This window comes from Thiosocius teredinicola, from assembly GCF_002009425.1.
In the GTDB taxonomy this organism is placed as follows: domain Bacteria; phylum Pseudomonadota; class Gammaproteobacteria; order Chromatiales; family Chromatiaceae; genus Thiosocius; species Thiosocius teredinicola.
Window position 1 is genome coordinate 1,924,846 of record NZ_CP019936.1, and the last position, 21,806, is coordinate 1,946,651.

The following is a 21,806-nucleotide window of genomic DNA, read 5'->3' on the forward strand; positions in this document are numbered from 1 at the left end:
TATGCGTGATCGATAGAGAAGGGGGAAGGCCGGGCCGGTCTTCCCCCTTTTTGTTGCCTCGCGGTGTGGCGCCGCCGGGTTACGACAGAACAACACCAGGGGAAACGCTGCGTGTGCGCGTGGCGAATGTGATATGAGCGAAAATCTAGCGACGTTGTTGGAAAGTGCGCTGGCCGCGTTGGCCGCAGCAAAAGACCTGCGCGCACTCGATGAAGTGCGGGTTCAGTATCTTGGCAAAAGCGGTTTGTTTACCGAACGCCTGAAGCAGCTGGGCAAGCTGCCACCGGAAGAGCGCAAGAGTGCCGGCCAGGAAATCAACAAGGCCAAGCAGGCGTTTCAGGCCGAGTTGGAATCGCGCAAGCAGGCGATTGAAGACGAGGTGTTGGCACAGCGCCTTGCCTCTGAAACGATTGACGTGACCTTGCCGGGCCGCGATGTGGCATCCGGTGGTTTGCATCCGGTCACGCGCACCATGCAGCGCATCCAGGCGTTCTTCGCCAGTGCGGGCTTCGAGGTAGCCGAAGGCCCGGAGATCGAAGACGACTTTCACAACTTCGAGGCGTTGAATATCCCCGCGCATCATCCGGCACGCGCGATGCACGACACCTTCTATTTCGACGAGCATCTGCTGCTGCGCACCCATACCTCGCCGGTGCAGATCCGTCATATGAAAGACGCGCAGCCACCGATGAAGGTGATCGCGCCCGGCCGCGTGTATCGCTGCGATTCTGATCTGACGCATACGCCAATGTTCCACCAGGTCGAAGGCTTTCTGGTCGATGAACAGGTCAGCTTTGCCGATCTCAAAGGCATTCTGAATGCCTTCCTGCACAGCTTCTTTGAACGTGACGATCTCGAAGTGCGTTTTCGCCCGTCGTACTTCCCGTTCACCGAGCCGTCGGCCGAAGTGGATATCCAGTGTGTGATGTGTAGCGGCGAAGGTTGCCGCGTGTGCAGTCACACCGGCTGGCTCGAGGTGTTGGGCTGCGGAATGATTCATCCGGAGGTATTCCGTCACGTCGGTATCGATAGTGAGAAGTACCTCGGCTATGCCTTCGGCATGGGTGTCGAACGCCTGGCCATGTTGCGTTACGGCGTCAACGACCTGCGATTGTTTTTCGAGAACGACCTGCGATTCCTCAAGCAGTTTGCCTGAGCATCCGCTGTGCGTTCATCGATATCGAATTGAGTTAGGAAAGAACAATGAAATTCAGCGAAGCATGGCTGCGCGAATGGGTTAATCCCGACATCTCCACGGACCAACTGGCCGATCAGTTGAGCATGGCCGGCCTCGAGGTCGACTCGGTTGAACCGGCGGCGCCAGCGTTTACCGGTGTCGTGGTCGGCGAGGTCTTGAGCCGTGAGCAACATCCGGATGCGGACAAGCTCAGCGTCTGCTCGGTCAACATTGGCGCCGATGCGCCGTCACAGATCGTGTGCGGTGCGCGCAACGTGGCCGCTGGCATGAAGGTGCCGGTTGCGACGGTAGGTGCGCGCCTGCTCAATGACTTCAAGATTAAGAAGGCGAAGCTGCGCGGTGTCGAATCGCTCGGCATGATCTGCTCGGCATCTGAACTCGGCCTTGCAGAGACGTCCGACGGCATCCTGCCGCTGCCGGCCGATGCGCCGGTGGGCAAGGACTTCCGCGATTATCTGTCGCTCGATGATGCCTGCATCGATGTCGACCTTACGCCTGATCGTGCCGATTGCCTCAGCGTTGCCGGTATCGCGCGCGAGGTGGGTGTACTGAACCAGGCGGCGTTGACCGCGCCTGACATTACGCCCGTGTCGCCTTCGATCGACGATCAGTTCGCGGTAATGGTCGACGCCCCCGCAGCATGTCCGCGTTACCTGTGCCGCATCGTGCGTGGTATCGATGCCGCGGCAGCGACGCCGGATTGGATGGTCGAGAAGCTGCGGCGCGGCGGCGTGCGTGCGATCTCGCCGGTGGTCGATGTCACAAACTATGTGATGTTGGAGTTGGGGCAGCCGATGCACGGCTTTGACCTGGGAACACTCGCCGGCGGCATCAAGGTGCGCATGGCAGAGCCGGGTGAGAAGCTCACGCTGCTCGATGGCAGCGAGGCCGAGTTGCGCAGCGACACGCTGGTGATCGCTGACCATGAAAAGCCATTGGCGATGGCCGGCATCATGGGTGGCGAAGGCTCGGGTGTGACCGACGCGACCAAAGACGTGCTGCTCGAATCGGCGTTCTTCGCCCCGCTGGCGATCGCCGGCAAGGCGCGCAGCTACGGCCTGCACACCGATTCGTCGCATCGCTTCGAGCGCGGCGTGGACTATGAGCTGCAACGTACGGCGATTGAGCGCGCGACAGCCTTGCTGACAGATATTGTCGGTGGTCAGGCCGGACCGATCACCGAGGCGGCGTCGGTCGATGATCTGCCGAAACAGCAGGCGATCGCTTTGCGCAGTGAGCGTATCGTCCGTCTTCTCGGCGTGCAGGTCGACGATGCAACCGTTGAGGACATCCTCAAACGTCTCGGCATGGCGGTGGCGTCGACTGATGGCGGTTGGAAGGTCACTGCGCCGAGTGCGCGTTTCGATATCTCGATCGAGGCGGACCTGATCGAAGAGGTCGGTCGAATCTATGGTTATGCGAACATCCCGGCCAGCCTGAGCTCGGCGCCGGTCAGTGTCGCTGTCCGCCCCGAGGCTGAGTTCAACCTCGCGGCCGCGAAGCAGATGCTGGTACATCGCGGTTACCAGGAAGCGATCACCTACAGTTTTATCTCGCCGGAGTTGGCCGAGGTGATCACACCCGACGTCGAGCCAATTGTGCTGGCCAATCCGATTTCGGCCGACATGGCGAACATGCGCGCCAGTATCTGGCCCGGATTGGTACAAACGCTCAAGCACAACCTGGCCCGTCAGCAGAGCCGCGTGCGCCTGTTCGAGAGCGGACTGACCTTCATCCGGCGCGAAGGTGAGCTAGAGCAGCATCCCAAACTGGCGGGGCTGATCTTCGGCCCGGCCCAGGTACCGCAGTGGGGTACTCCGCCGCGAAATGTCGATTTCTTCGACATCAAAGCAGATTTACAGTCTGTGTTACAACAAGTTAGCGAAGATACTGAATTTAGTTTCGAGATTTGCGAGCATCCAGTGCTGCATCCCGGGCAAGCTGCCCGGATTACGCGCAATGGCGAGTTCGTCGGTTGGATCGGGGCGCTGCACCCAGCGGCACAGAAGGCGCTGGATGTGCCGGCAGGCGTCTATCTGTTCGAAATCGACCTGTTGCCGCTGCGCACCGGCGGCATTCCAAAGTTCGAGCCGTTGTCGAAGTTCCCGGCGATTCGGCGCGATTTTGCCCTGGCCCTGGCCCGTGAGGTGTCGTACCAGGCCGTTCTCGACGTGATCCGTGACGTTGCCCCGCCGGTCGTCAGAGACATCCAGTTGTTTGATGTCTATACTGGAGAGAAATTAGATTCCGGTCTAAAAAGCCTTGCTTTGAGCTTGATTTTACAGGAATCTTCCCACACGCTTACGGATGCTGAGGTAGAAGACGCCACAGGTGTCGTTCTGAAGGCACTCGAAGCGCGTTTGTCGGCGAAACTGAGAGATTGAAGCAATGGCACTCACCAAAGCAGAAATGGCAGAACACCTGTTTGAAGAGTTGGGGCTGAACAAGCGCGAAGCCAAGGACATGGTGGAGATGTTTTTTGAAGAGATCCGCCTGTCGTTGGAGAACGGTCGGCAGGTGAAACTTTCCGGTTTCGGAAATTTCGACCTGCGTGAGAAGAAGCAGCGCCCCGGCCGGAATCCGAAAACCGGTGAAGAGATCCCGATTTCGGCGCGTCGCGTGGTCACGTTCCGTCCCGGCCAGAAACTGAAGGCTCGAGTAGAGGCATATGCTGGATCCCAACAGCAGCAACATTGAACTACCCCCGATACCGGGCAAGCGCTACTTCACGATCGGTGAGGTCAGCGAACTCTGCCAGGTGAAGCCGCACGTCTTGCGTTACTGGGAGCAGGAGTTCCCACAGCTCAAGCCGGTCAAGCGGCGCGGCAACCGACGTTACTATCAGCGCCATGACGTCGAGATGATCCGCAACATCCGTAGCCTGCTGTACGAACAGGGTTTCACCATCGGTGGCGCCCGTCAGCAGTTGTCCGGAGAAGGTCACAAGCACGAGGCGCCGACAGCGCAGGTTCAGGCGAGTCCGGATTCCATCAAAAAGCTGCGCAGCGACCTCGAAGAACTCCTCGAAATCCTGAAAAGCTGACCAGGAATTGCTTCATTGACAAAAAAGCGCCGCATCCATAGGATGCAGCGCTCGCATTTCGGAGCGTAGCGCAGGCTGGTAGCGCACCACAATGGGGTTGTGGGGGTCGGAGGTTCGAATCCTCTCGCTCCGACCAAATCTAAAAGAAGCTGCCGAAGGGCGGCTTTTTTATTGTCCAGAAGAAGCCACGATTCGAACCTCCGACATCAAAATGGCTGGTTCGACAAGGACCGGAGGTCCGCAGAACGGCCGAAGGCCGATAATCCTCTCGCTCCGACCAAATCTAAAAGAAGCTGCCGAAGGGCGGCTTTTTTATTGTCCAGAAGAAGCCAAGATTCGAACCTCCGACATCAAAATGGCTGGTTCGACAAGGACTGGAGGTCCGCAGAACGGCCGAAGGCCTATTGAAGAAACCCACTTACCTTCGACAACAACAACTCTTCGTCGATCGGCCTGTGCATGTACTCGTCGGCGCCGGCGGTGTTTGCCTTCGCCAGTTGCTTCTCGCGATCGTTGGCCGATATCAGAATCACCGGGATGCGTTGTGTTTTGGTGTCGGCTTTGAGTTGCTCGCATACCTGCACGCCATCCATGCCGGGCATGTCGATGTCCAGAAGAATCAGGTCGGGGCGCAGGCTGTGTGCGATGTCGACACACTCGTGTCCGGTCTCCAGTGTCACGATATTGCAGTGATTGCGTAGCGACTCACTCATCTGCTGCAGGTGGTTTTGATCGTCGTCGACGATCAACACGGTTTTGTGCGGTTGCTCTTTGCGCGCATAGACGCGATTGCGACCTTGTTGTTTTGCCTGATAAAGCGCCTTGTCGGCGGTTGCGACCAAGGTCTCGAGATCGGCGCCGTTGATTGAATCGCTACAGGCCACGCCGACGCTGGTGGTGACGAATTGTCCGGTGCTGGAGGATTCGTGTGGGATTTTCAAATCTTGTACGGCTTCGCGAACTGCGTTGCCCACCGTGATCGCGCCATCGAAGTCGGTGTCGGGCAGCAACACGATGAACTCCTCACCGCCGTATCGCGCGACGATATCGTCGGGTCGATGCACGCGCGATTTGATCGCCTGTGCGACGCGCTGCAGGCAGTCGTCACCCGCCGGGTGGCCGTATCGATCATTGAACTTCTTGAAATGATCGACATCCATCATCAAGACCGAGGTGGGGCGGTTGTAGCGGTTGACCGACGACCATTGTTTGGCGGCCAGCTCATCGAAGGTACGGCGGTTGTACAGCTGGGTCAGGCTGTCGCGCTGACTCAGTGCTTCGAGCTCGGCGTTGAGCGCGTTCATTTGGTTGCGCATCGTCACGATGCGTTCCATTGCGCGAATCTTGGCGTTGAGGATCACCTGGCTGATCGGTTTGGTCAGGTAATCGTCGCCGCCGGCCTCGATGCCTTCACAGACGCTGTTGTCGTCGGACTTGCCGGTCACGAAGATGATCGGTACCCAATGGTCGCCGAACCATTCGCGCATCAAGCGCGTGGTCTCGAAACCGTTCAGTCCCGGCATCTCGACATCCATGATGATCAGATCGAAGCTGTCGTTTTCGATCAGCTGCAGCGCCTCTTCGCCGGTCTTTGCCACCACGGCCTTGTGTTGTGCCTGTTCGATGTACGAGCACAAGGCGTGGCGCAGGGTGGCGCTGTCTTCGACGAGCAGAATCTTCACGTTAAGTAGGATTCCCTGTGCCGGCTTTGCAGATGCCGAAGAACACTACCGCTGTCAGCGCAGCGTCGACGAAACAGCCGCCTTCCTCGCGCGGCGATCGGCGCGCGCCGATAGCGCGCCAGGCATGACTGTTTGAATTCGAGATGGCCATTGAAGAGGGAACTAGGGTCTTTCTGAACATGGATTTGCTGCACCTGTTTTTTCGGTATGTCAGCGCAATTCTTGAACAGTTCCGAGGCGCGCGATTCGCATTCTTGGATGCCCGACAGGCGCGTCTTTACATCTCAGTCCGGCAGGTGGACGACGGGCATGAATCACCTCTGAAGATTGTTGCCGAGACGCAGGGTTGCAGGTGTGTGATCCATCATGAAATGCGTTGAAAGTGCCGTTTCGCAAGCGCCAAGTCGCCCGATAACCGCCGTTGACGGGGTTATCGGGCAATGCTGGGCCTGGGCTACTTGGCAAAGGTGTATTCTTTTTTCTCAGCGAGTTTGCCGACGGTGTCTTTGATCGCGTCGTTGAATGTCTTTTTGTCGTTGTGCTGACTGGACTTGCGCTGCGCCTCGACAAACGCCTCGCGTTCCTCGCTGAGTTTCAGGATCTCACGCTGCAGCGACTCGCGTTCGGCCTTCTTCTCTGCGACAAATGCTTCGCGTTGTGGTTTTGACATGGACTGCATGGGTTCCGGCAGTGCCTCGGTCTCGACGTCGTCGAGATCCACTGAACCGCTTTCCATTGCATCGACGAGATCCCAACCGGTATTGCGGTATACGGAAGAGGCTTTCGCCTTGGCGCGTTTCGCCAGATAGGCTTGGGATACATCCGCTGACTTCGAGTCCTGAACGCGTTGCCGTTCCTGGGCCGATTTGCCTTGTTTGCCAAACGCGATATAGGTGTCGTTGAGTTGTTGGTTGAGGCGAGCGATCGCCGCGTCTTGGGGGGCGTCGACGTGGGCGATCTGCTGGTTGTGATCGATGCTCATGAAACTGCCGCCGGAAAGCTGTGCACCCTGCATCCAGCCGGTCGCGATACCTTCGCGTCGCTCACCGGCGAAAATCGTGCTGACAGTGATGTCGCGCCCACCGGCCCGCTCTACCGCCTTGGTATAGTCCACCGGTCCTTGGGTGAAGGGTTCGTTGCCGGCGATAAAGATCAGCCGCATGTCTTGCGGGTTGCTGCTCCACTGCAACTGTGTGACCGCCTTGTCGATGGCGTAGCCGCAATATTCGTTGCCGCCGTTCGTCGTCAGCGAAAACAATGCTTCGGAAACGCGGTCGAGTTCGGTCGTCAATCCGACCACTTGGCGTAGATGACCCGATTGAGAGGGTAGGCCGTCGTTGCCGTACTCAAACACGGCAACCTGCAGCGTAGGGGTCACGCCGTTGCGTTTGGCTTTGCCCAGTTCGTCGACCATCTGCCATAGTTGTTCGCGTGTCTGGTTGATCAGGCCGTCCATGCTGTTGGATGTATCCAGCAGGATTGCGAGCTGGATCTGGGGCGCCTTTGCCGCGATCTCGGATGCAGCGTTGGGCTGAGCACCTGGTGCAGAGAAAGCGGGTGCAGCGCCCAGACACACTGCCAACAGCATGGCGGACGCGGTTTCGCGAACAGCGCGGGTGACGGGCGATGAAAGAAACGGCTTGAACATGGTGGTTCTCCTGGCATTGAAGTGTGTTCTCACTCTATGTGCACGAGGCGAATGATTGACCACCGAAATAGGTAAACAGTTGGTGCGCGTGTTTACCTAAAGTTTACGTTTCGCCTGTGGTGTGCAAGCTGCACCGGTGGGGCGTAACCCGAAGTATATGTTGTTACTTCATTGGATCTCAGTTGACGGGAAAGCGGGATGTCGACCTTCAAGGCGCTGTTGTTGGATATGGACGGGGTCTTGTTTCATGGCGACCGTGCATTGCCTGGTGCGGATGAGTTTCTGCAGGCCATCAGTCATCTGCCGTATTGCTTCATAACCAACAACCCGATACGCTCGCCCGCGATGTTGGTTGAGCATTTCGTGCGCCTGGGTCTGCCGCGCGTCGACGAATCACGCTTCGTAACGAGCGGGCAGGCGACGGGCGAGTGGCTGGCCCGGCAGCAACCGGACTTTGGTTTTTACGCGGTCGGTGCAGCCGGTCTGCACCAGACCTTGTCGCAGTACGGCAACTACGACCCGGAGACGGCCGATTTCGTGGTGGTGGGCGAGGGCGAGGGTCTTGATTTCGATACGCTCACGATCGGCATCAATCTGATTCTCAAACAGGGGGCTCGCTTGGTATGCACCAACCCCGACCACAATGTCGATGCCTCGATCGATGGCCTGCATCGGGTGTTGCCTGGCGGAGGTGCGCTGGTAGCCCCATTCGCCGTGGCCACCGGTCAGACACCGGTATTCATCGGCAAGCCGCATCCGCTGCTGTACGAAATGGCGATGCAGCGTCTGGGTGTCGCGGCGCCCGATTGCGTGATGGTGGGCGACCGGCCGGATACCGACATCGCCGGGGCAGCGGCCTTGCAGATGGCGACGGCGCTGGTCAGAACGGGGCGCTTCGGGCGCGGTGAGAAACTGCCTTCGGGGCTTGAGCCGGACTGGGATTGCGAGAGCCTGACGGCGCTGCTGGATCGTTGGCGAGACGCGTGCCCTGAAACCTTCGGCACAAAAACTAAAGCCGGCTGAAGCCGGCTTTACAGTGACCGCCACGGCAGTAGCGACCTGGGTCGTTCTTGTTGTTAAATCGGCACAATTTGTTATCGCTCTATACAAAGCAGGTAACGGGCCAATAGTAAAAAGACGTTTATAATCATGTTGTTACGAGGCAGGTTTCACGCGACTGCAATAGTCGTGTAAAGCAAGCTGACAATATTCATGAATCTTATTCGTCGCGCCGCAGATCGCTTTTTCGGCCGGCGGTGACCGGATAGCTGTCCTTTTCCTAGCAATTCGGTTTCGGCAGCGCGGCTCTGCTGTCGTTGGCTTTCCAATCAGCGTTTTCTGAAATAGACCCGGTTTTAGGGTGAGTATTGATTTTGACCCACCCTAGGGGTTCGTCTGATAATGCCGCGCTGTTCGTAAACTGCCCGCTGGAAATTGATTAAAACTATGAAAATCGGGATTCCAAAAGAATCGCTCGATGGAGAAACTCGGGTCGCAACGACCCCCGACGTCGCCAAGAAGCTGGTCACAGGCGGCTTGACCGTATTGATGGAGAAAGGCGCCGGCGAAGGCTCGCATTTTCCGGATAGCGCCTACCAGGAGGTGGGTGTCGAGTTGACCGATCGGACCGGCGCGTTTGCCTGCGACATCGTCACCAAGGTGCGCAAGCCAACCCTGGACGAAGCGGCGATGATCAACGAAGGCGCCATCCTGATCGGCTATGCCGAGACTTGCGACGAAGACCCGGTGATCGCCGCGCTGCACGCGCGCAATATCACGTTCCTCGCCATGGAACGGATTCCACGGATCTCGCGCGCCCAGTCGATGGATGCCTTGTCGTCACAGAGCAACATCGCCGGCTACCGCGCGGTCATCGAAGCCGCCCAGCACTTCGGTCGCTTCGTTCCGCTGATGATGACGTCGGCCGGTTCGGCAAAGCCGGCGCGCGTCGTGATCCTCGGCGCCGGTGTCGCCGGCCTGCAGGCGATCGCCACGGCACGACGTTTGGGTGGCGACGTGTACGCCTATGACGTGCGTCCCGAGACCCAGGAACAGATCGCGTCGCTCGGCGCCAAGGTGATCGAGCTGGATATCGGCGAAGGTGGTGCCGGCGAGGGCGGTTATGCGCGTGAGCTGTCGGACGAGGGCAAAGCGAAACAACAGGCGTTGCTGGCCGACGAACTCGCCAAGGCGCACATCATCGTGTCGACGGCGTTGATCCCGTGCAAGCCGGCGCCGGTGCTGGTCACCGAAGATGTCGTCAAGCGCATGCGCGAGGGATCGGTGATTATCGATCTCGCTGCGGCGACCGGCGGCAACTGCCCGTTGACCGAGAAGGACAAGGTCGTCAACAAGCACGGTGTGATCCTCGTCGGTCATACCAATTACCCGGCGATGATGCCGTCCGATGCGAGCGCGTTCTACGCTAAGAACGTCGCCAATCTCATCGAGATCATGCTCGACAAGAGCGGCGATACGATCGCATTGAAAGATCTCGACGAAGACGAAATCACACAGGCAGCCCAGCTCAAGCCGACGGCCTGAGCACGTGGCCATCGCTGAATAAAAGAATCGAACAGAGGAAACGCTGATGCCAGACACACTGGTCGCGCTATACGTATTCGTTTTGGCCTGCTTCATCGGTTACTGGGTAATCTGGGGAGTCACGCCGTCGTTGCATACCCCGCTGGTCGCGTTGACCAACGCGATCTCCGGCATCGTGATCGTCGGCGCCTTGCTGGTGACCGGACTCGAGTCGGCCGGCTCGTTCGCCGAGATCACCGGTTTCTTCGCGGTGCTGTTGGCATCGATCAACGTCTTCGGCGGCTTCCTGGTGACCAACCGGATGCTGTCGATGTTCCGCAAAAAGAAGTGAGGTCCTGAGGCATGCAGATTTCCGCCAACCTCCAGGCCCTGGCGTACCTGGCGTCGGCCGTGTTGTTTATCCTGTCGCTGAAGGGACTCACGCATCCGGCCACCGCGCGGCGCGGCAACTTCCTCGGCATGGCCGGCATGGCGATCGCGATCGTCGCAACGCTGCTCGGCAGCGAGGTGCAGTCGTACGGTTTCATCATTGCCGGCGTGCTGGTTGGTGGCCTGATCGGTGCCGTGCTGGCGATGCGTATCCAGATGACGGCGATGCCGCAGCTGGTCGCGGCGCTGCACAGTTTCGTTGGTCTTGCCGCGGTATTGGTCGCGATCGGTACCTTCCTCAACAAGCGAGACGAAGGTCTGCTCAACGCGGTGTTGATGGGTGAGCTGTCGGCCGGTGCGATCATCGGCGCGATCACCTTCACCGGTTCGGTCATCGCCTTCGGCAAGCTGCAGGGCCTGATATCCGGCAAACCGGTCAAGTTCGGTGGGCAGCATCAGCTCAATGCGTTGATCGCTTTGGTCACCATAGGGCTCGGCGTGCACTTTGCGATGACCGGCAGCGTGGTGTCGCTCGCCGTGATGACGATTCTTGCCATGGTCCTCGGCGTGACCTTGATCATCCCGATCGGCGGCGCCGACATGCCGGTGATCATCTCGATGCTCAACAGCTATTCGGGTTGGGCCGCGGCGGCGACCGGTTTCACGCTGCACAACAACCTGCTGATCATCGTCGGCGCGCTGGTCGGTTTCTCGGGTGCGATCCTGTCTTACATCATGTGTAAGGCGATGAACCGTTCGATCATCAACGTGGTGTTCGGCGGCTTCGGCAGCGAGAGCAGTGGCGCACCGAGTGCCGGTGCAACCGCGATGGAGAAGGGCATCAAGTCGGCGTCGGTCGAAGATGCCGTGTATTGGATGGAAGACGCCAACCGCGTGATCATCGTGCCGGGTTACGGCATGGCCGTGGCGCAGGCTCAGCACGCCCTGAAAGAGATGATGGAGTTGCTCGAAGCGCGCGGTGTCGAGGTCAAATTCGGCGTGCACCCGGTGGCCGGTCGTATGCCCGGTCACATGAACGTACTGCTGGCCGAGGCCGACATTCCCTACGATCACGTCCTCGAGATGGACGAGATCAACCCAGACTTCGCCTCGACCGATGTCACCCTGGTCGTCGGCGCCAACGACGTCGTCAACCCGGCGGCCAAAAACGACGCCTCAAGCCCGATCTACGGCATGCCGATCCTCGAGGCCGGCAGGTCAAAGCAGGTCTATTTCCTCAAACGCTCGATGAACCCGGGCTATTCGGGCGTCGACAACCTGCTGTTCTACCAGGACAACACCTCGCTGATATTCGGCGATGCAAAAGACACGATCGAGGGCATGGTCGCCACGCTGAAGGGCGGTGGACACTGAGTTCGAGCAGACTCGGCGGCACGTTGAAGTGCCGTCCACCGCTCAGGCGACGATACTCAGATCCGACAGGTGATCCTGCGCTGCGACGATCTGCGCCTGGATGTTGCTGAGTGGCTCGGGGCGGTGAATGGCGAAGCCCTGCGCATGATCGATGTCCATCGATTGCAGGATCTTCTTCACCCGATGGTTCTCGACGAACTCGGCAATCGTACGTTTGCCGAGTTTCTTACTGATCCTGCTGATGGATTCGACCAGCGCACGGTTGATCGGATCGCGGTCGAGGTTGTGAACCAGGGCGCCGTCGATCTTCAGGTAGTCGATGTCAACGTTGCGTAGCTGGTTGAACGCGGCCAGACCGCTGCCGAAGTCATCGAGTGCGAACCGGCAACCCAGATCGCCCAATGCATCGATGATGGCCGCAACGCTGCTGAGACTGCGCACAGCCGTCGATTCGCTGATCTCGAAGCACAAGGATGCCGGTGGTACGTCGGTCTCTTTGATGCATTGACGCACGAATCGATGAAAGTGGGCGTCGAGGGCAGATGCACCACTGATGTTGATGCTTACCCGCAGTTGTTCGGCCGTATCGCCAAGATCGGCGAGCCAGTCCAGCGTATGGCGAACCACCCAGCGATCGATCTCCGGCACCATGTCGTGCCTTTCGGCTGCGGGCATGAACTGCCCCGGCGTGATCAAGCCCAATCCTTGTTCGTCTTTCATGCGCACCAGGATTTCGAGCGACAGGTAGCCGTCGTCTTTGCTCGGATTGAGCGCCTTGATTATCTGCCCGTACAACACGAAGCGATCGTGTTGCACTGCGTCGCTGATGCGCGAAACCCAGCGTATCTCGCTTGAGCGTTTGGTGAGCGCCTCGAGATCGCCGGTGGCACGATGCACGCGGTTGCGACCTTCCTCTTTTGCCGTATAGCAACAGGCGTCGGCGGTGTTCATCAACTGAGTCAGCGTGATCGGCAGGGTACCGAAAGGCACCAGGCCAATGCTCGCCCCGATTTTGAACACCTGGTTGTCCCAACCAAAGGTGTACTCTTCGATAGAGCGCCGCATCTTTTCCGCAACCTGCTCGGCGTCGCGCGTATCCGTGAAACGCAGCAGAACCGCAAATTCGTCACCACCGATGCGCGCCAGCACGTCGGCGTGGCGCAGTAGTTTGGCCAACCGGTCGGCCACCTCGCGTAACAGCGCATCGCCGGCGGCGTGGCCACAGGTGTCATTGACCAGCTTGAAGCGATCGAGGTCCAGCATCAGCAACGCGTGGTGTTCGAGTTCGACCTCGCTCTGCTCGAGCACCGTGCGTAGCGTGGCTTCGAAAGCCTGCCGATTCAACAGACCGGTGAGCGGATCGTGCGACGCCTGGTACGACAGCTTACTCTGGCGCGAGCCGGCGTTGATCACGACGAACGCCGCGGTCGCAATCGCCATGATTACCGCAATGATGCCTAGCAGCGTGCTCATCAACAGTGCATCTTCGAAGTCGTTGTTGGCCGTTCGAATGTGCTGTTGAGTGCCTTGATGAATGGTGCGCACCAACTCGTCGACGTGCTGCAGCAGCGCCAAGTGCCCATCGATTGCCGCCTGGACGGCGATCCGGCGCTCCCTTGGCGTTGCCTGGTCGTTAAACAGGGCGGACAGTGCGCGGGAATTGGCAGGCCCGACGCTGCGTGCATCGGCGTCGAGACCGTCCATGATGCCTTGCTCTGCGTCGGTCCGGACATGCGACAGCAGCGATGCACGGGCGCGGCTATATTTACTGGCGTAGCCGAAGTAGCGCATCTTTTCTTCGTCGCGTGCGAAGACGTCGTACTGGCGGACCATCGTCCGCAGGCTGTCGACGCGTTCGCGGATGGCTTCGCGCATGGTGTAGGCGAGCACGGTCTTCATGCCTGTTTCTCGCACGAGCTGCGAGAGCGACGCGTGATGTTGGTTTTTGGTGTGGAAACCGGCGACCACGGAGACGAGAAACAGGGCAATGACCAGGCCGAAGCCGAGAGCGGTCATAGTGCGCACGTCGTAGCGACGAACGAGCGGATTGCTGTCGGCAGTGGGAGGTGTCTGTTGCACGTCGTCCCAATAGTGATCGTTGCGGGGCCCAAGGTACCGGGCTGAAACAGCGATTCTCCGTTCGCCTAAACCCGTTATTGGCTCACGATTCGAATTCTTTAATCCTTTTCAAACAATAGCCTATGCCCAAAAAACAAGAAAAACTCTCGGCCTTGGCCAGCTGCGTCAGCGGGATCTGCCTGATCGCAGCGAGCACTGCTGCCTGTCTGGCCGATAGCGGAGAACAGCATTGGAGGGCCGGCGAGCACGCCGCAGCGTTGGAATCCTGGCAGCAGGCAGCGCGCAGTGGCGATATGCAGGCGGCGTTGCGGCTTGCCGCGGTTTACCGGCGTGGTCCGATCGAGCTGCGCGACGCCGAGCAGGCGGGGATCTGGTTCAAGCGGGCCGGGTTGCAGGGCGATCCATCCGCGCTATACGAGTTGGGCCTGATGTATGAACTGGGTGTCGGCGTGCCGCAAGACCCCGCCGAAGCCGCGCGTTGGTAGGGCATGGCGACCGCGCAGGGTGTTTGTCCCAGCGCGATGCCGGACGACTTCGGTTTGCTGTTGTCCTCGCCCTGACGGAGCGAGACGGACAAAGGCGCTTGGGTGATTGATTCGGCGCGGATGGGTCTGCGCCTGCTAAAATGGCGAATTTTTCGCGATCTCCTGCCGCGTGTCCGAGCTGCAACACAACATCGATACCTGCCTACTGCGCGACCGCCCACGTTTGCGTCGCCTGGCAATACAGTTGCGCGCGTCATCCGGCGAGGATGCGGCGTGGCTCGAGTTCGACCAGCAGCTTGCCGCTTCGGCAGCAGTCGCGCGGCAGCGCGCCGAGCAGCGTCCGGCAATTACCTTTCCCGCCGAACTGCCGATCTGCGAGCGCCTCGATGAAATCCGTTCGCTGATCGCCGCACACCAGGTCATTGTGCTGTGTGGTGAGACCGGTTCGGGCAAGTCGACCCAGTTGCCGAAGGTCTGCCTCGACCTGGGCCGCGGCGTCTTCGGTCGCATCGGGCATACCCAACCGCGCCGGATCGCGGCCCGCAGCCTGGCGACGCGGATAGCCGCCGAAGCCGGCCAGGAGGTCGGCGATGCCATCGGGTACAAGGTACGCTTCCGCGACCATGTCGGCGACAACACCCAGGTCAAACTGCTGACCGACGGTATGTTGCTGGCCGAGATCCGCCACGACCGCGACCTGCTCGAATACGACACGCTGATCATCGACGAGGCGCACGAGCGCAGCCTCAACATCGATTTCCTGCTCGGTTATCTGCACAAGCTGTTGCCGCGCCGGCCGGACCTGAAGCTGATCATCACCTCGGCGACGATCGATCCGGGACGCTTTTCGCGGCACTTCAACGATGCACCGGTGATCGAGGTATCGGGCCGGACGTTTCCGGTGGACGTGCGTTACCGCGAACCCGAAGAGGCAGGCGCCGGTGAGCGCGACGAGGCCATGCAGCAGTCGATCGTCGATGCGATCGATGAACTGAGCCTGGAGGGCACGGGCGACATCCTGGTGTTCCTGTCGGGCGAGCGCGAGATCCGCGAAACTGCGGAGACCTTGCACAAGCACAAGATGCTGCACAGCGAGGTGATCCCGCTGTATGCGCGGTTGAGTCCATCCGAGCAGGCGCGGGTGTTCGCGCCGAGCGGCCGGCGGCATATCGTGTTGTCGACCAACGTGGCCGAGACCTCGCTGACCGTGCCGGGCATCCGCTATGTGATCGATGCCGGCTTTGCACGCATCAGCCGTTACAGCGCACGCAGCAAGATTCAGCGCCTGCCGGTCGAACGCATCTCCAAGGCGAGCGCCGAACAACGCAAGGGGCGTTGCGGGCGCGTCGCCGAGGGTATCTGCATCCGCCTGTACAGCGAAGACGACTATGCCGCGCGCGCCGATTACACCGAGCCGGAGATTCAGCGCACCAACCTGGCGGCGGTCATCCTGCAGATGGCGACACTGGGTTTCGGCGACGTGGCGTCGTTCCCGTTCGTCGACCCGCCGGACGCGCGGCTGGTCAAAGACGGTTACAAGCTGCTCGAAGAACTGGCCGCGGTCGATCAGCGCCACAAGGTGACCAAGCTCGGCAACCGGCTGGCGCGCCTGCCGGTCGATCCACGCATCGGCCGCATGCTGCTGGCCGCGGCGCAGCAGGGCTGTCTGCGCGAGGTGGTGATCATCGCCGCGGCCTTGTCGGTGCAGGATCCGCGTGAACGTCCTGCCGAAAAACGCCAGGATGCGGACGAGGCGCATGCCCAGTTCGCCGACGAACGCTCCGACTTCATGGCATTTCTGAAGCTGTGGCAGTTCCTCGAGGAAAACCGCAAGCACCTGACACGCCGCAAGTTCGAACGTCTGTGCAAGCTGCATTTCCTGTCGCCGACGCGCGTGCGCGAATGGCACGACGTGCAGGTGCAGTTGCGCGTGCAGCTGCACGAGCTGGGTTATCGCGACAACGAGCAGGATGCCGACTATGCGACCTTGCATCGCGCGTTGCTGACCGGGCTGCTCAGTCATGTCGGCCTGCGCACCCAGGGCAACAATCGCGATTACCTCGGCGCACGCAATCGCCACTTCTTTATCTTTCCGGGGTCGGGCCTGTTCGCCAAACAGCCGAAGTGGGTCATGGCGGCGGAGATGGTCGAGACCACGCGTCTGTACGCGCGCAGCGTGGCGGCTATCGAGCCGGATTGGATCGAGCCGCTGGCCAAGCACCTGATCAAACACAGCTACTCATCGCCGCGCTGGCAGGCACGGCGCGGCCAAGTGGCGGCCGATGAGAAGGTGACGTTGTACGGCATGCCCATCGTGCCCAGGCGCGTGGTCAACTACGGCCCGATCGATCCGGTTGTGTCGCGCGAGATCTTCATCCGCTTCGGCCTGACCGAGGGCGATATGAATACGCGCGCGCCGTTCTGGCGGCACAACCGCGAGCTGATCGCCGGGCTGCGCGATATCGAGGCCAAATCGCGGCGTCGCGATCTGCTGGTCGACGAAGAGGTGATCTACGGTTTCTATACCAATCGGGTGCCCGAGGGTATCTATAGCATTGCGCAACTCGAAAGCTGGCTGCGCGAGCTGCCGCGCGATCGGGCCAAGGTGCTGCACATGCGCATGGAAGACCTGCAGCGCGCGGATATGGATGCCGACTGGGTCGCGCAATACCCGGACAGTCTCGATCTGAACGGTTCGCGCCTGCCGCTGCGTTACCACTTCGCGCCGGGCGAGAGCAACGACGGGGTGACCTTGACGGTGCCGGCCGCGGTGCTTGGTCAGTTGACGCCGGGTGTGGTCGACAGGGTGGTGCCCGGCCTGCTGCTGGAAAAGATCACCCTGTTGCTCAAGAGTCTGCCCAAGGCGATCCGCCGCCAACTGGTGCCGATCCCCGAGTATGCCGAGCGCTGCCTGCAGGCGTTGCCGATGTCCGACGCGCCGCTGGTACAGACGCTCGGCAGCACGCTGAAACAGCTCGCCGGTATCCACGTGCCCGAGGATTCCTGGCAGCCGGATCAGCTGCCGGCGCACCTGAACCTGCAACTGCGCGTGCTCGACGACGACGGTCGCTCGACGCTGGCGATGTCGCGCAATCTGCACGATCTGCAAAAACGCTATGCGGGCGCAGCGCGCAAGCTATCGCCGGAGAAGTGCGCGGGCTTGGGCAAGGCCGACGAGGCGATGACCGAATGGACCTGCGGCGCGTTGCCGCAAGAGGTCGTCCAGCAATCAGGCAAGATGCAGGTCAAGGGCTTCCCGGCGCTGGTGGACGGTGGCGATCACGTGCGCGTCAAGGCGGTCGACAGCCTGCCGGGGGCGCAGCGGCAGCATCACTTCGGTGTGCGCCGCCTGTTGATGCTACGTGAGAACAAGGCCGTCAGGGCTTTGAAGAAGAACATCCGCGGTGTGAAGGATATGCGGCTGCAGTACGCCAAGGCCGCCCAGGCACCAAACCGCGAGGCGGCGGATGACGCCGACCTGGTCGATCAGTTGGTCGAGGTGGCATTCGATCGGGCATTTCTACCCAACGGTGCCTGGGACATTCGTGACGTGAAGGCATTCGAACATTGCCGCGAGCAGGGTAGGCCAAAGCTGGGGCCGGCGCTGCTCGAGATCTCCGGGCTGATCGGCGACATTCTCGCCGAGGCGCATGCGGTGCGTTCGCAGCTGGCCAAGACCACCCAGGCCAACTGGCAGGCATCGGTCGCCGACATGCAGGCGCAACTCGACCGGCTGGTGTACCGCGGTTTCGTTCATGCGACCCCGGCCGAGCGGTTGCTGCATCTTCCCCGTTACCTGAAAGGCCTTCGCCTGCGGTTGGAGAAACTACACGCCGGTGGGGCCGCCCGCGATGGCCAGCGTATGGCGGAGATGACGGAGCTGCACAATCGATGGTTGCTGCGATGGCAGCAGGCAGAGCAGGCCGAGGTGTTCGACGCGCGGCTCGACGAGATCCGCTGGATGCTCGAAGAGCTGCGGGTTTCGTTGTTTGCACAGGAATTAAAGACACCGGCTCCGGTGTCGATCAAACGTATCAGCAAGCGTTGGGAAGCGTTGGGGCTGTAGCCGAGTTCGCCGGTTGAGAGCGGTTCGGCTCGGCTGCCTCAGTCTTTCTTCTTGCTTTTTTTGACCTCTTTCTCGATCAGCTGGGTGATCCAGTTCGAAAGGCTGCGACCGTCTGCTTCGGCGATTTTTTTCGCTTTGGTCTTGAGGTCAGCGTCGATGCGGAAATTGATGATTTTTTCTTTCGGCATTGAATTTATGTGGGATTGGGTATATATGTTGTATACACAATGTGATTAATTTTAGCAGATGAGATGACGACATGGACTATCAAATTGCAAAATCGGAATTGCAGTCGCCTCCGCCCCGGGTGTCTTTGTCCGGCGTGATGGTTGAAGCGGTCGCTATGGTAGCAATCGCTGTTCTGTTGACGGTATTCCTTTGACCGCCAACCCGCTCGATGTGCGTGGCAGACTGGCAATGAACAGGTCGCGGCTGGCTACGGCCGCGACTCAATACTCCCGCTTTTCTTGATTCCTGCCGTTGCGGTGGTCACCGCAACAGAGGCATACCCGCCGAATAACCGTTAAAATCCCGCCGATTTTAAACCGAGACGGGACTCTTTCGAATGCAGCCATGCCATTGCGGGTCGGACCGACCTTTCGCTGAATGTTGTGCGCCTTTCATCAACGGCACCGAGATACCTCCCACCGCAGAGGCCTTGATGCGCTCGCGCTACAGCGGGTATGTCGAGCGGGCGGTCGATTACCTGGGCGATACCTTGCATCCCGAGCATCGTGCCGATTGGGATCGCGACGCCACCCAGCGTTGGGCCGAAGGTGCCGAATGGCTGGGTTTGCAGATCGTCGATACCGACGCCGGACAAGCGGGCGATGCCGAGGGCTGGGTCGAGTTCATCGCCACCTATAAAGAGGGCGGCAATCTCAAGCGCCATCACGAACGCAGTCGCTTCGAATCGAAGGATGGCCGTTGGTATTACGTCGATGGCGAGCTGCCGAAACCGGAAACCAAACGCAACGCAACGCCCAAGGTCGGTCGCAACGACCCATGCCCGTGCGGCAGCGGCAAGAAGTACAAGAAGTGTTGCGGGGCTGCGTGAACGACAAGCCTTATTCGGAGTCGTGTGAACAGAATCGAGCGCCGATCTTCGCGGTGCTCGAGCCGCGTGTGCGCGATTGCGAGCATTTGCTGGAGATCGGCAGTGGCACCGGTCAACACGCGGTGTATTTCGCCGCCGATCTGCCGCATCTCACCTGGCAAACCAGCGATTGCCGCGTCAATCATGCCGGCATCCGTGCCTGGCTCGACGAAGCCGGGTTGCCGAACGTTGAACGACCGATGGCGCTCGACGTGCTCGAAGACGAGTGGCCGACGGGCCCGTTCGACGCTGTGTTCAGCGCAAACACCGCGCATATCATGCCTACCGATGCCGTGGTTGCGATGTTTCGTGGCGTCGGTGCCTTATTGCGCGACGCTGGCTCGTTTCTGCTGTACGGACCGTTCAATGTCGACGGCAGATTCACCTCAGAAAGCAACGCCCGTTTCGATGCCTGGCTGAAGCAGCGTGACCCGCGTATGGGTATCCGCGATATGGCCTGGCTGAACGAGCTGGCTATGGACAGCGGCCTGCGTTTCCGGGAGGATCTGGAAATGCCGGCGAACAATCGCACGCTGGTATGGACAAAAACCGTCGGATGACCGGCGACAACAACGATGATCGCTAAAGTATCGGCAAGTTCGGGCCGCTAAGCCTTTTAATCTTGCCCGCGACACCTTCTGAATTCAGGGAAGGAACGCGAAGTTACTTTGTGCCGCAGGGAGTCTGAATGAAATTCGCGATTAAGACAGTGTTGGCCGCTCTGGCCTGTGGGATGGTTTTGTGTGCCACAGCCTCGGCGGAAGTCTTCCAGTATCGCGATGCCTTCGGCCGGGTACACCTCACCGACAAGCCGATGCGTGGCATGAAGCTGGTCAAGCGCTACAGCATCTCGACCGGCCGTATCAACGAACTGCCGCGCCTCAAGAGCAACACGGGCAACTGGGCCAAGGTGCTGAAGAAGCGCCGCGATGCGGTCGCTCACCTGATCGAAAAGGCCGCCGCCGACACCAATCTTCGCCCTGCATTGATCCACGCGGTGATCCGCGCTGAATCCGCCTATCGACAGGACGCCGTATCGTCGAAAGGGGCAGTTGGCCTGATGCAGCTGATGCCGGGCACCGCAGAGCGCTACGGCGTTACCGATCGTTATGACCCGGCACAGAACATCCGTGGCGGCACCACCTACCTGCGTGATCTGCTGCTGATGTTCGAAGGCGATCTCGAACTGGCGGTCGCCGCCTACAATGCCGGCGAGAATGCCGTTATGAAATACGGCAACAAGATACCGCCATACCGCGAGACCCAGAATTACGTGCGCAAGGTCATGGCGTTTTACGAGTCGCTCGACGACGGTGATCGCGTCGCACTGCGCTAGGCAGCAGCGACTCTCTCGGCAAAACCTCACTTTCCGGCTTTGACGCAGCCTGTCTGCGTTCGTAACCTGCTGCCCATCGATTTACCCGGTTCACGGCAGAGCAGGTTGCCGCATGGCGCAAGAACCTTCCGAAACGTCCAACAATCCCGACAAACGCCCGCGGCGCCGATGGGTGAGATGGCTGCGTGATGCGGTGCTGCTGCTTGTCGTGTTCGTACTGATCCAATGGTGGCAGGCGCGCAATCTGGTCGAGGGCGAAGCCCCGTCGCTTGTCGGACACCTGGTTGACGGCAGTCCGTATCAGCTCGATGTGCGCAATGGGCCGGTGCTGGTGCATTTCTGGGCGACCTGGTGCCCGATCTGCAAACTCGAGCAGGACAGCATCGACAGCATTGCCGAAGATCATCCGGTGATCACGATCGCAACCACGTCAGGTACGGCCGACGAGGTGTCCGCCTATCTTGCCGAGCATGAACTGTCGATGCCGGTATTGCTGGACGAGGGCGGCGACATCGGGCGCGCCTGGGGGGTGCAGGGCGTGCCGGCGACCTTCATTGTCGATCAGGAAGGGATCATCCGGCACGCGGGGATGGGCTATTCGTCGGAGATCGGGTTGCGTACCCGCCTTTGGATAGCCGACTGACTAGCCCGAACATTTCACCAGTCGAACACCGCCTTTGTTTTAAGTATCTGGAGCGGCGAGGATATCCTTGAATCGTGATGCGAACGCCACATGTACAGTTTGTACCCGGCGTCGTTCTATTCGGATTCCAGCGGTTTCTCGCTCGCTGCGGCTTGGCTTTCACTCAAGTCATAGCGACGGCTATGACTTTCGCTCCAAGCCGGTACCTCAACGGCTGCGAAACGCGCAGGCTCTGTGAATACT

At 60.0% G+C, this 21,806-nt stretch carries 18 protein-coding genes and 1 tRNA gene; 15 read left to right on the top strand and 4 right to left on the bottom strand.

Features of this window, described 5'->3' with window-relative positions; translation table 11 throughout:
- Nucleotides 1–133 precede the first annotated feature (133 nt).
- The 5 genes from pheS (at nt 134) to B1781_RS09285 (ending at nt 4,377) form a co-directional block, all read left to right on the top strand.
- Nucleotides 134–1,156, top strand: a complete 1,023-nt coding sequence (pheS, locus tag B1781_RS09265) for a phenylalanine--tRNA ligase subunit alpha (RefSeq protein WP_078119386.1) — start codon at nt 134–136, stop codon at nt 1,154–1,156.
- 47 nt (nt 1,157–1,203) lie between these two features.
- Nucleotides 1,204–3,582: a phenylalanine--tRNA ligase subunit beta gene (gene pheT / locus B1781_RS09270; protein WP_078119387.1), complete on the top strand. Its 2,379-nt coding sequence runs from the start codon at nt 1,204–1,206 to the stop codon at nt 3,580–3,582.
- Nucleotides 3,583–3,586: 4 nt separating this feature from the next.
- Nucleotides 3,587–3,895, top strand: coding sequence for an integration host factor subunit alpha (locus tag B1781_RS09275; RefSeq protein ID WP_078119388.1), 309 nt, complete (start codon nt 3,587–3,589; stop codon nt 3,893–3,895).
- A complete protein-coding gene (locus B1781_RS09280) occupies nt 3,867–4,241 on the top strand; it encodes a MerR family transcriptional regulator (RefSeq protein WP_078119389.1) in 375 nt (124 codons plus the stop codon). Before B1781_RS09275 ends, B1781_RS09280 begins: the two co-directional genes overlap by 29 nt.
- 59 nt (nt 4,242–4,300) lie before the next feature.
- Nucleotides 4,301–4,377, top strand: a tRNA-Pro gene (locus tag B1781_RS09285).
- A gap of 265 nt (nt 4,378–4,642) precedes the next feature.
- Here B1781_RS09285 and B1781_RS09290 read toward each other — a convergent pair.
- The gene (locus B1781_RS09290) at nt 4,643–5,923 is read right to left on the bottom strand and encodes a diguanylate cyclase (protein ID WP_078119390.1); all 1,281 of its coding nucleotides are present in this window, start codon (nt 5,921–5,923) and stop codon (nt 4,643–4,645) included.
- 454 nt (nt 5,924–6,377) lie between these two features.
- Nucleotides 6,378–7,571 carry a vWA domain-containing protein gene (locus tag B1781_RS09300; RefSeq protein ID WP_078119392.1) on the bottom strand — a complete coding sequence of 398 codons (1,194 nt, stop codon included), beginning with the start codon at nt 7,569–7,571 and terminating at the stop codon, nt 6,378–6,380.
- A gap of 198 nt (nt 7,572–7,769) precedes the next feature.
- Here B1781_RS09300 and B1781_RS09305 point away from each other — a divergent pair, with 198 nt between their 5' ends.
- The 4 genes from B1781_RS09305 to B1781_RS09320 all read left to right on the top strand — a co-directional run bounded on the left by B1781_RS09305 (nt 7,770) and on the right by B1781_RS09320 (nt 11,858).
- The gene (locus B1781_RS09305) at nt 7,770–8,594 is read left to right on the top strand and encodes an HAD-IIA family hydrolase (protein WP_078119393.1); all 825 of its coding nucleotides are present in this window, start codon (nt 7,770–7,772) and stop codon (nt 8,592–8,594) included.
- 423 nt (nt 8,595–9,017) lie between these two features.
- Nucleotides 9,018–10,115: a Re/Si-specific NAD(P)(+) transhydrogenase subunit alpha gene (locus tag B1781_RS09310; RefSeq protein WP_078119394.1), complete on the top strand. Its 1,098-nt coding sequence runs from the start codon at nt 9,018–9,020 to the stop codon at nt 10,113–10,115.
- Between the two features lie 46 nt (nt 10,116–10,161).
- On the top strand, nt 10,162–10,446 hold the full coding sequence (locus tag B1781_RS09315; protein ID WP_078119395.1) for a proton-translocating transhydrogenase family protein: 285 nt from the start codon (nt 10,162–10,164) through the stop codon (nt 10,444–10,446).
- 11 nt (nt 10,447–10,457) lie between these two features.
- A complete protein-coding gene (locus B1781_RS09320; RefSeq protein ID WP_078119396.1) occupies nt 10,458–11,858 on the top strand; it encodes an NAD(P)(+) transhydrogenase (Re/Si-specific) subunit beta in 1,401 nt (466 codons plus the stop codon).
- A gap of 42 nt (nt 11,859–11,900) precedes the next feature.
- On the opposite strand, the gene B1781_RS09325 is transcribed toward B1781_RS09320, so the two are convergent.
- Nucleotides 11,901–13,937 (bottom strand): putative bifunctional diguanylate cyclase/phosphodiesterase, encoded by a 2,037-nt coding sequence (locus B1781_RS09325; RefSeq protein ID WP_125931988.1) that lies wholly within the window; start codon nt 13,935–13,937, stop codon nt 11,901–11,903.
- A gap of 122 nt (nt 13,938–14,059) precedes the next feature.
- Here B1781_RS09325 and B1781_RS09330 point away from each other — a divergent pair, with 122 nt between their 5' ends.
- Both B1781_RS09330 and hrpA read left to right on the top strand, forming a co-directional pair.
- Nucleotides 14,060–14,422: a tetratricopeptide repeat protein gene (locus B1781_RS09330; protein ID WP_078119398.1), complete on the top strand. Its 363-nt coding sequence runs from the start codon at nt 14,060–14,062 to the stop codon at nt 14,420–14,422.
- Between the two features lie 169 nt (nt 14,423–14,591).
- Nucleotides 14,592–18,488, top strand: coding sequence for an ATP-dependent RNA helicase HrpA (gene hrpA / locus B1781_RS09335; RefSeq protein ID WP_078119399.1), 3,897 nt, complete (start codon nt 14,592–14,594; stop codon nt 18,486–18,488).
- Nucleotides 18,489–18,526: 38 nt separating this feature from the next.
- Here hrpA and B1781_RS23145 read toward each other — a convergent pair whose 3' ends face one another.
- Nucleotides 18,527–18,676 carry a hypothetical protein gene (locus B1781_RS23145; protein ID WP_164513320.1) on the bottom strand — a complete coding sequence of 50 codons (150 nt, stop codon included), beginning with the start codon at nt 18,674–18,676 and terminating at the stop codon, nt 18,527–18,529.
- 377 nt (nt 18,677–19,053) lie between these two features.
- Here B1781_RS23145 and B1781_RS09340 point away from each other — a divergent pair, with 377 nt between their 5' ends.
- From B1781_RS09340 to B1781_RS09355, 4 genes are all read left to right on the top strand, one after another.
- The gene (locus B1781_RS09340) at nt 19,054–19,545 is read left to right on the top strand and encodes a YchJ family protein (RefSeq protein WP_078119400.1); all 492 of its coding nucleotides are present in this window, start codon (nt 19,054–19,056) and stop codon (nt 19,543–19,545) included.
- A complete protein-coding gene (locus B1781_RS09345; RefSeq protein WP_334223940.1) occupies nt 19,542–20,144 on the top strand; it encodes a DUF938 domain-containing protein in 603 nt (200 codons plus the stop codon). Before B1781_RS09340 ends, B1781_RS09345 begins: the two co-directional genes overlap by 4 nt.
- Nucleotides 20,145–20,272: 128 nt before the next feature.
- Nucleotides 20,273–20,920, top strand: coding sequence for a transglycosylase SLT domain-containing protein (locus B1781_RS09350; protein ID WP_078119402.1), 648 nt, complete (start codon nt 20,273–20,275; stop codon nt 20,918–20,920).
- A 112-nt stretch (nt 20,921–21,032) separates the two neighbouring features.
- Entirely contained in the window at nt 21,033–21,563 is a 531-nt protein-coding gene (locus B1781_RS09355; RefSeq protein WP_078119403.1) for a protein disulfide oxidoreductase, read from the top strand.
- Nucleotides 21,564–21,806: the final 243 nt, after the last annotated feature.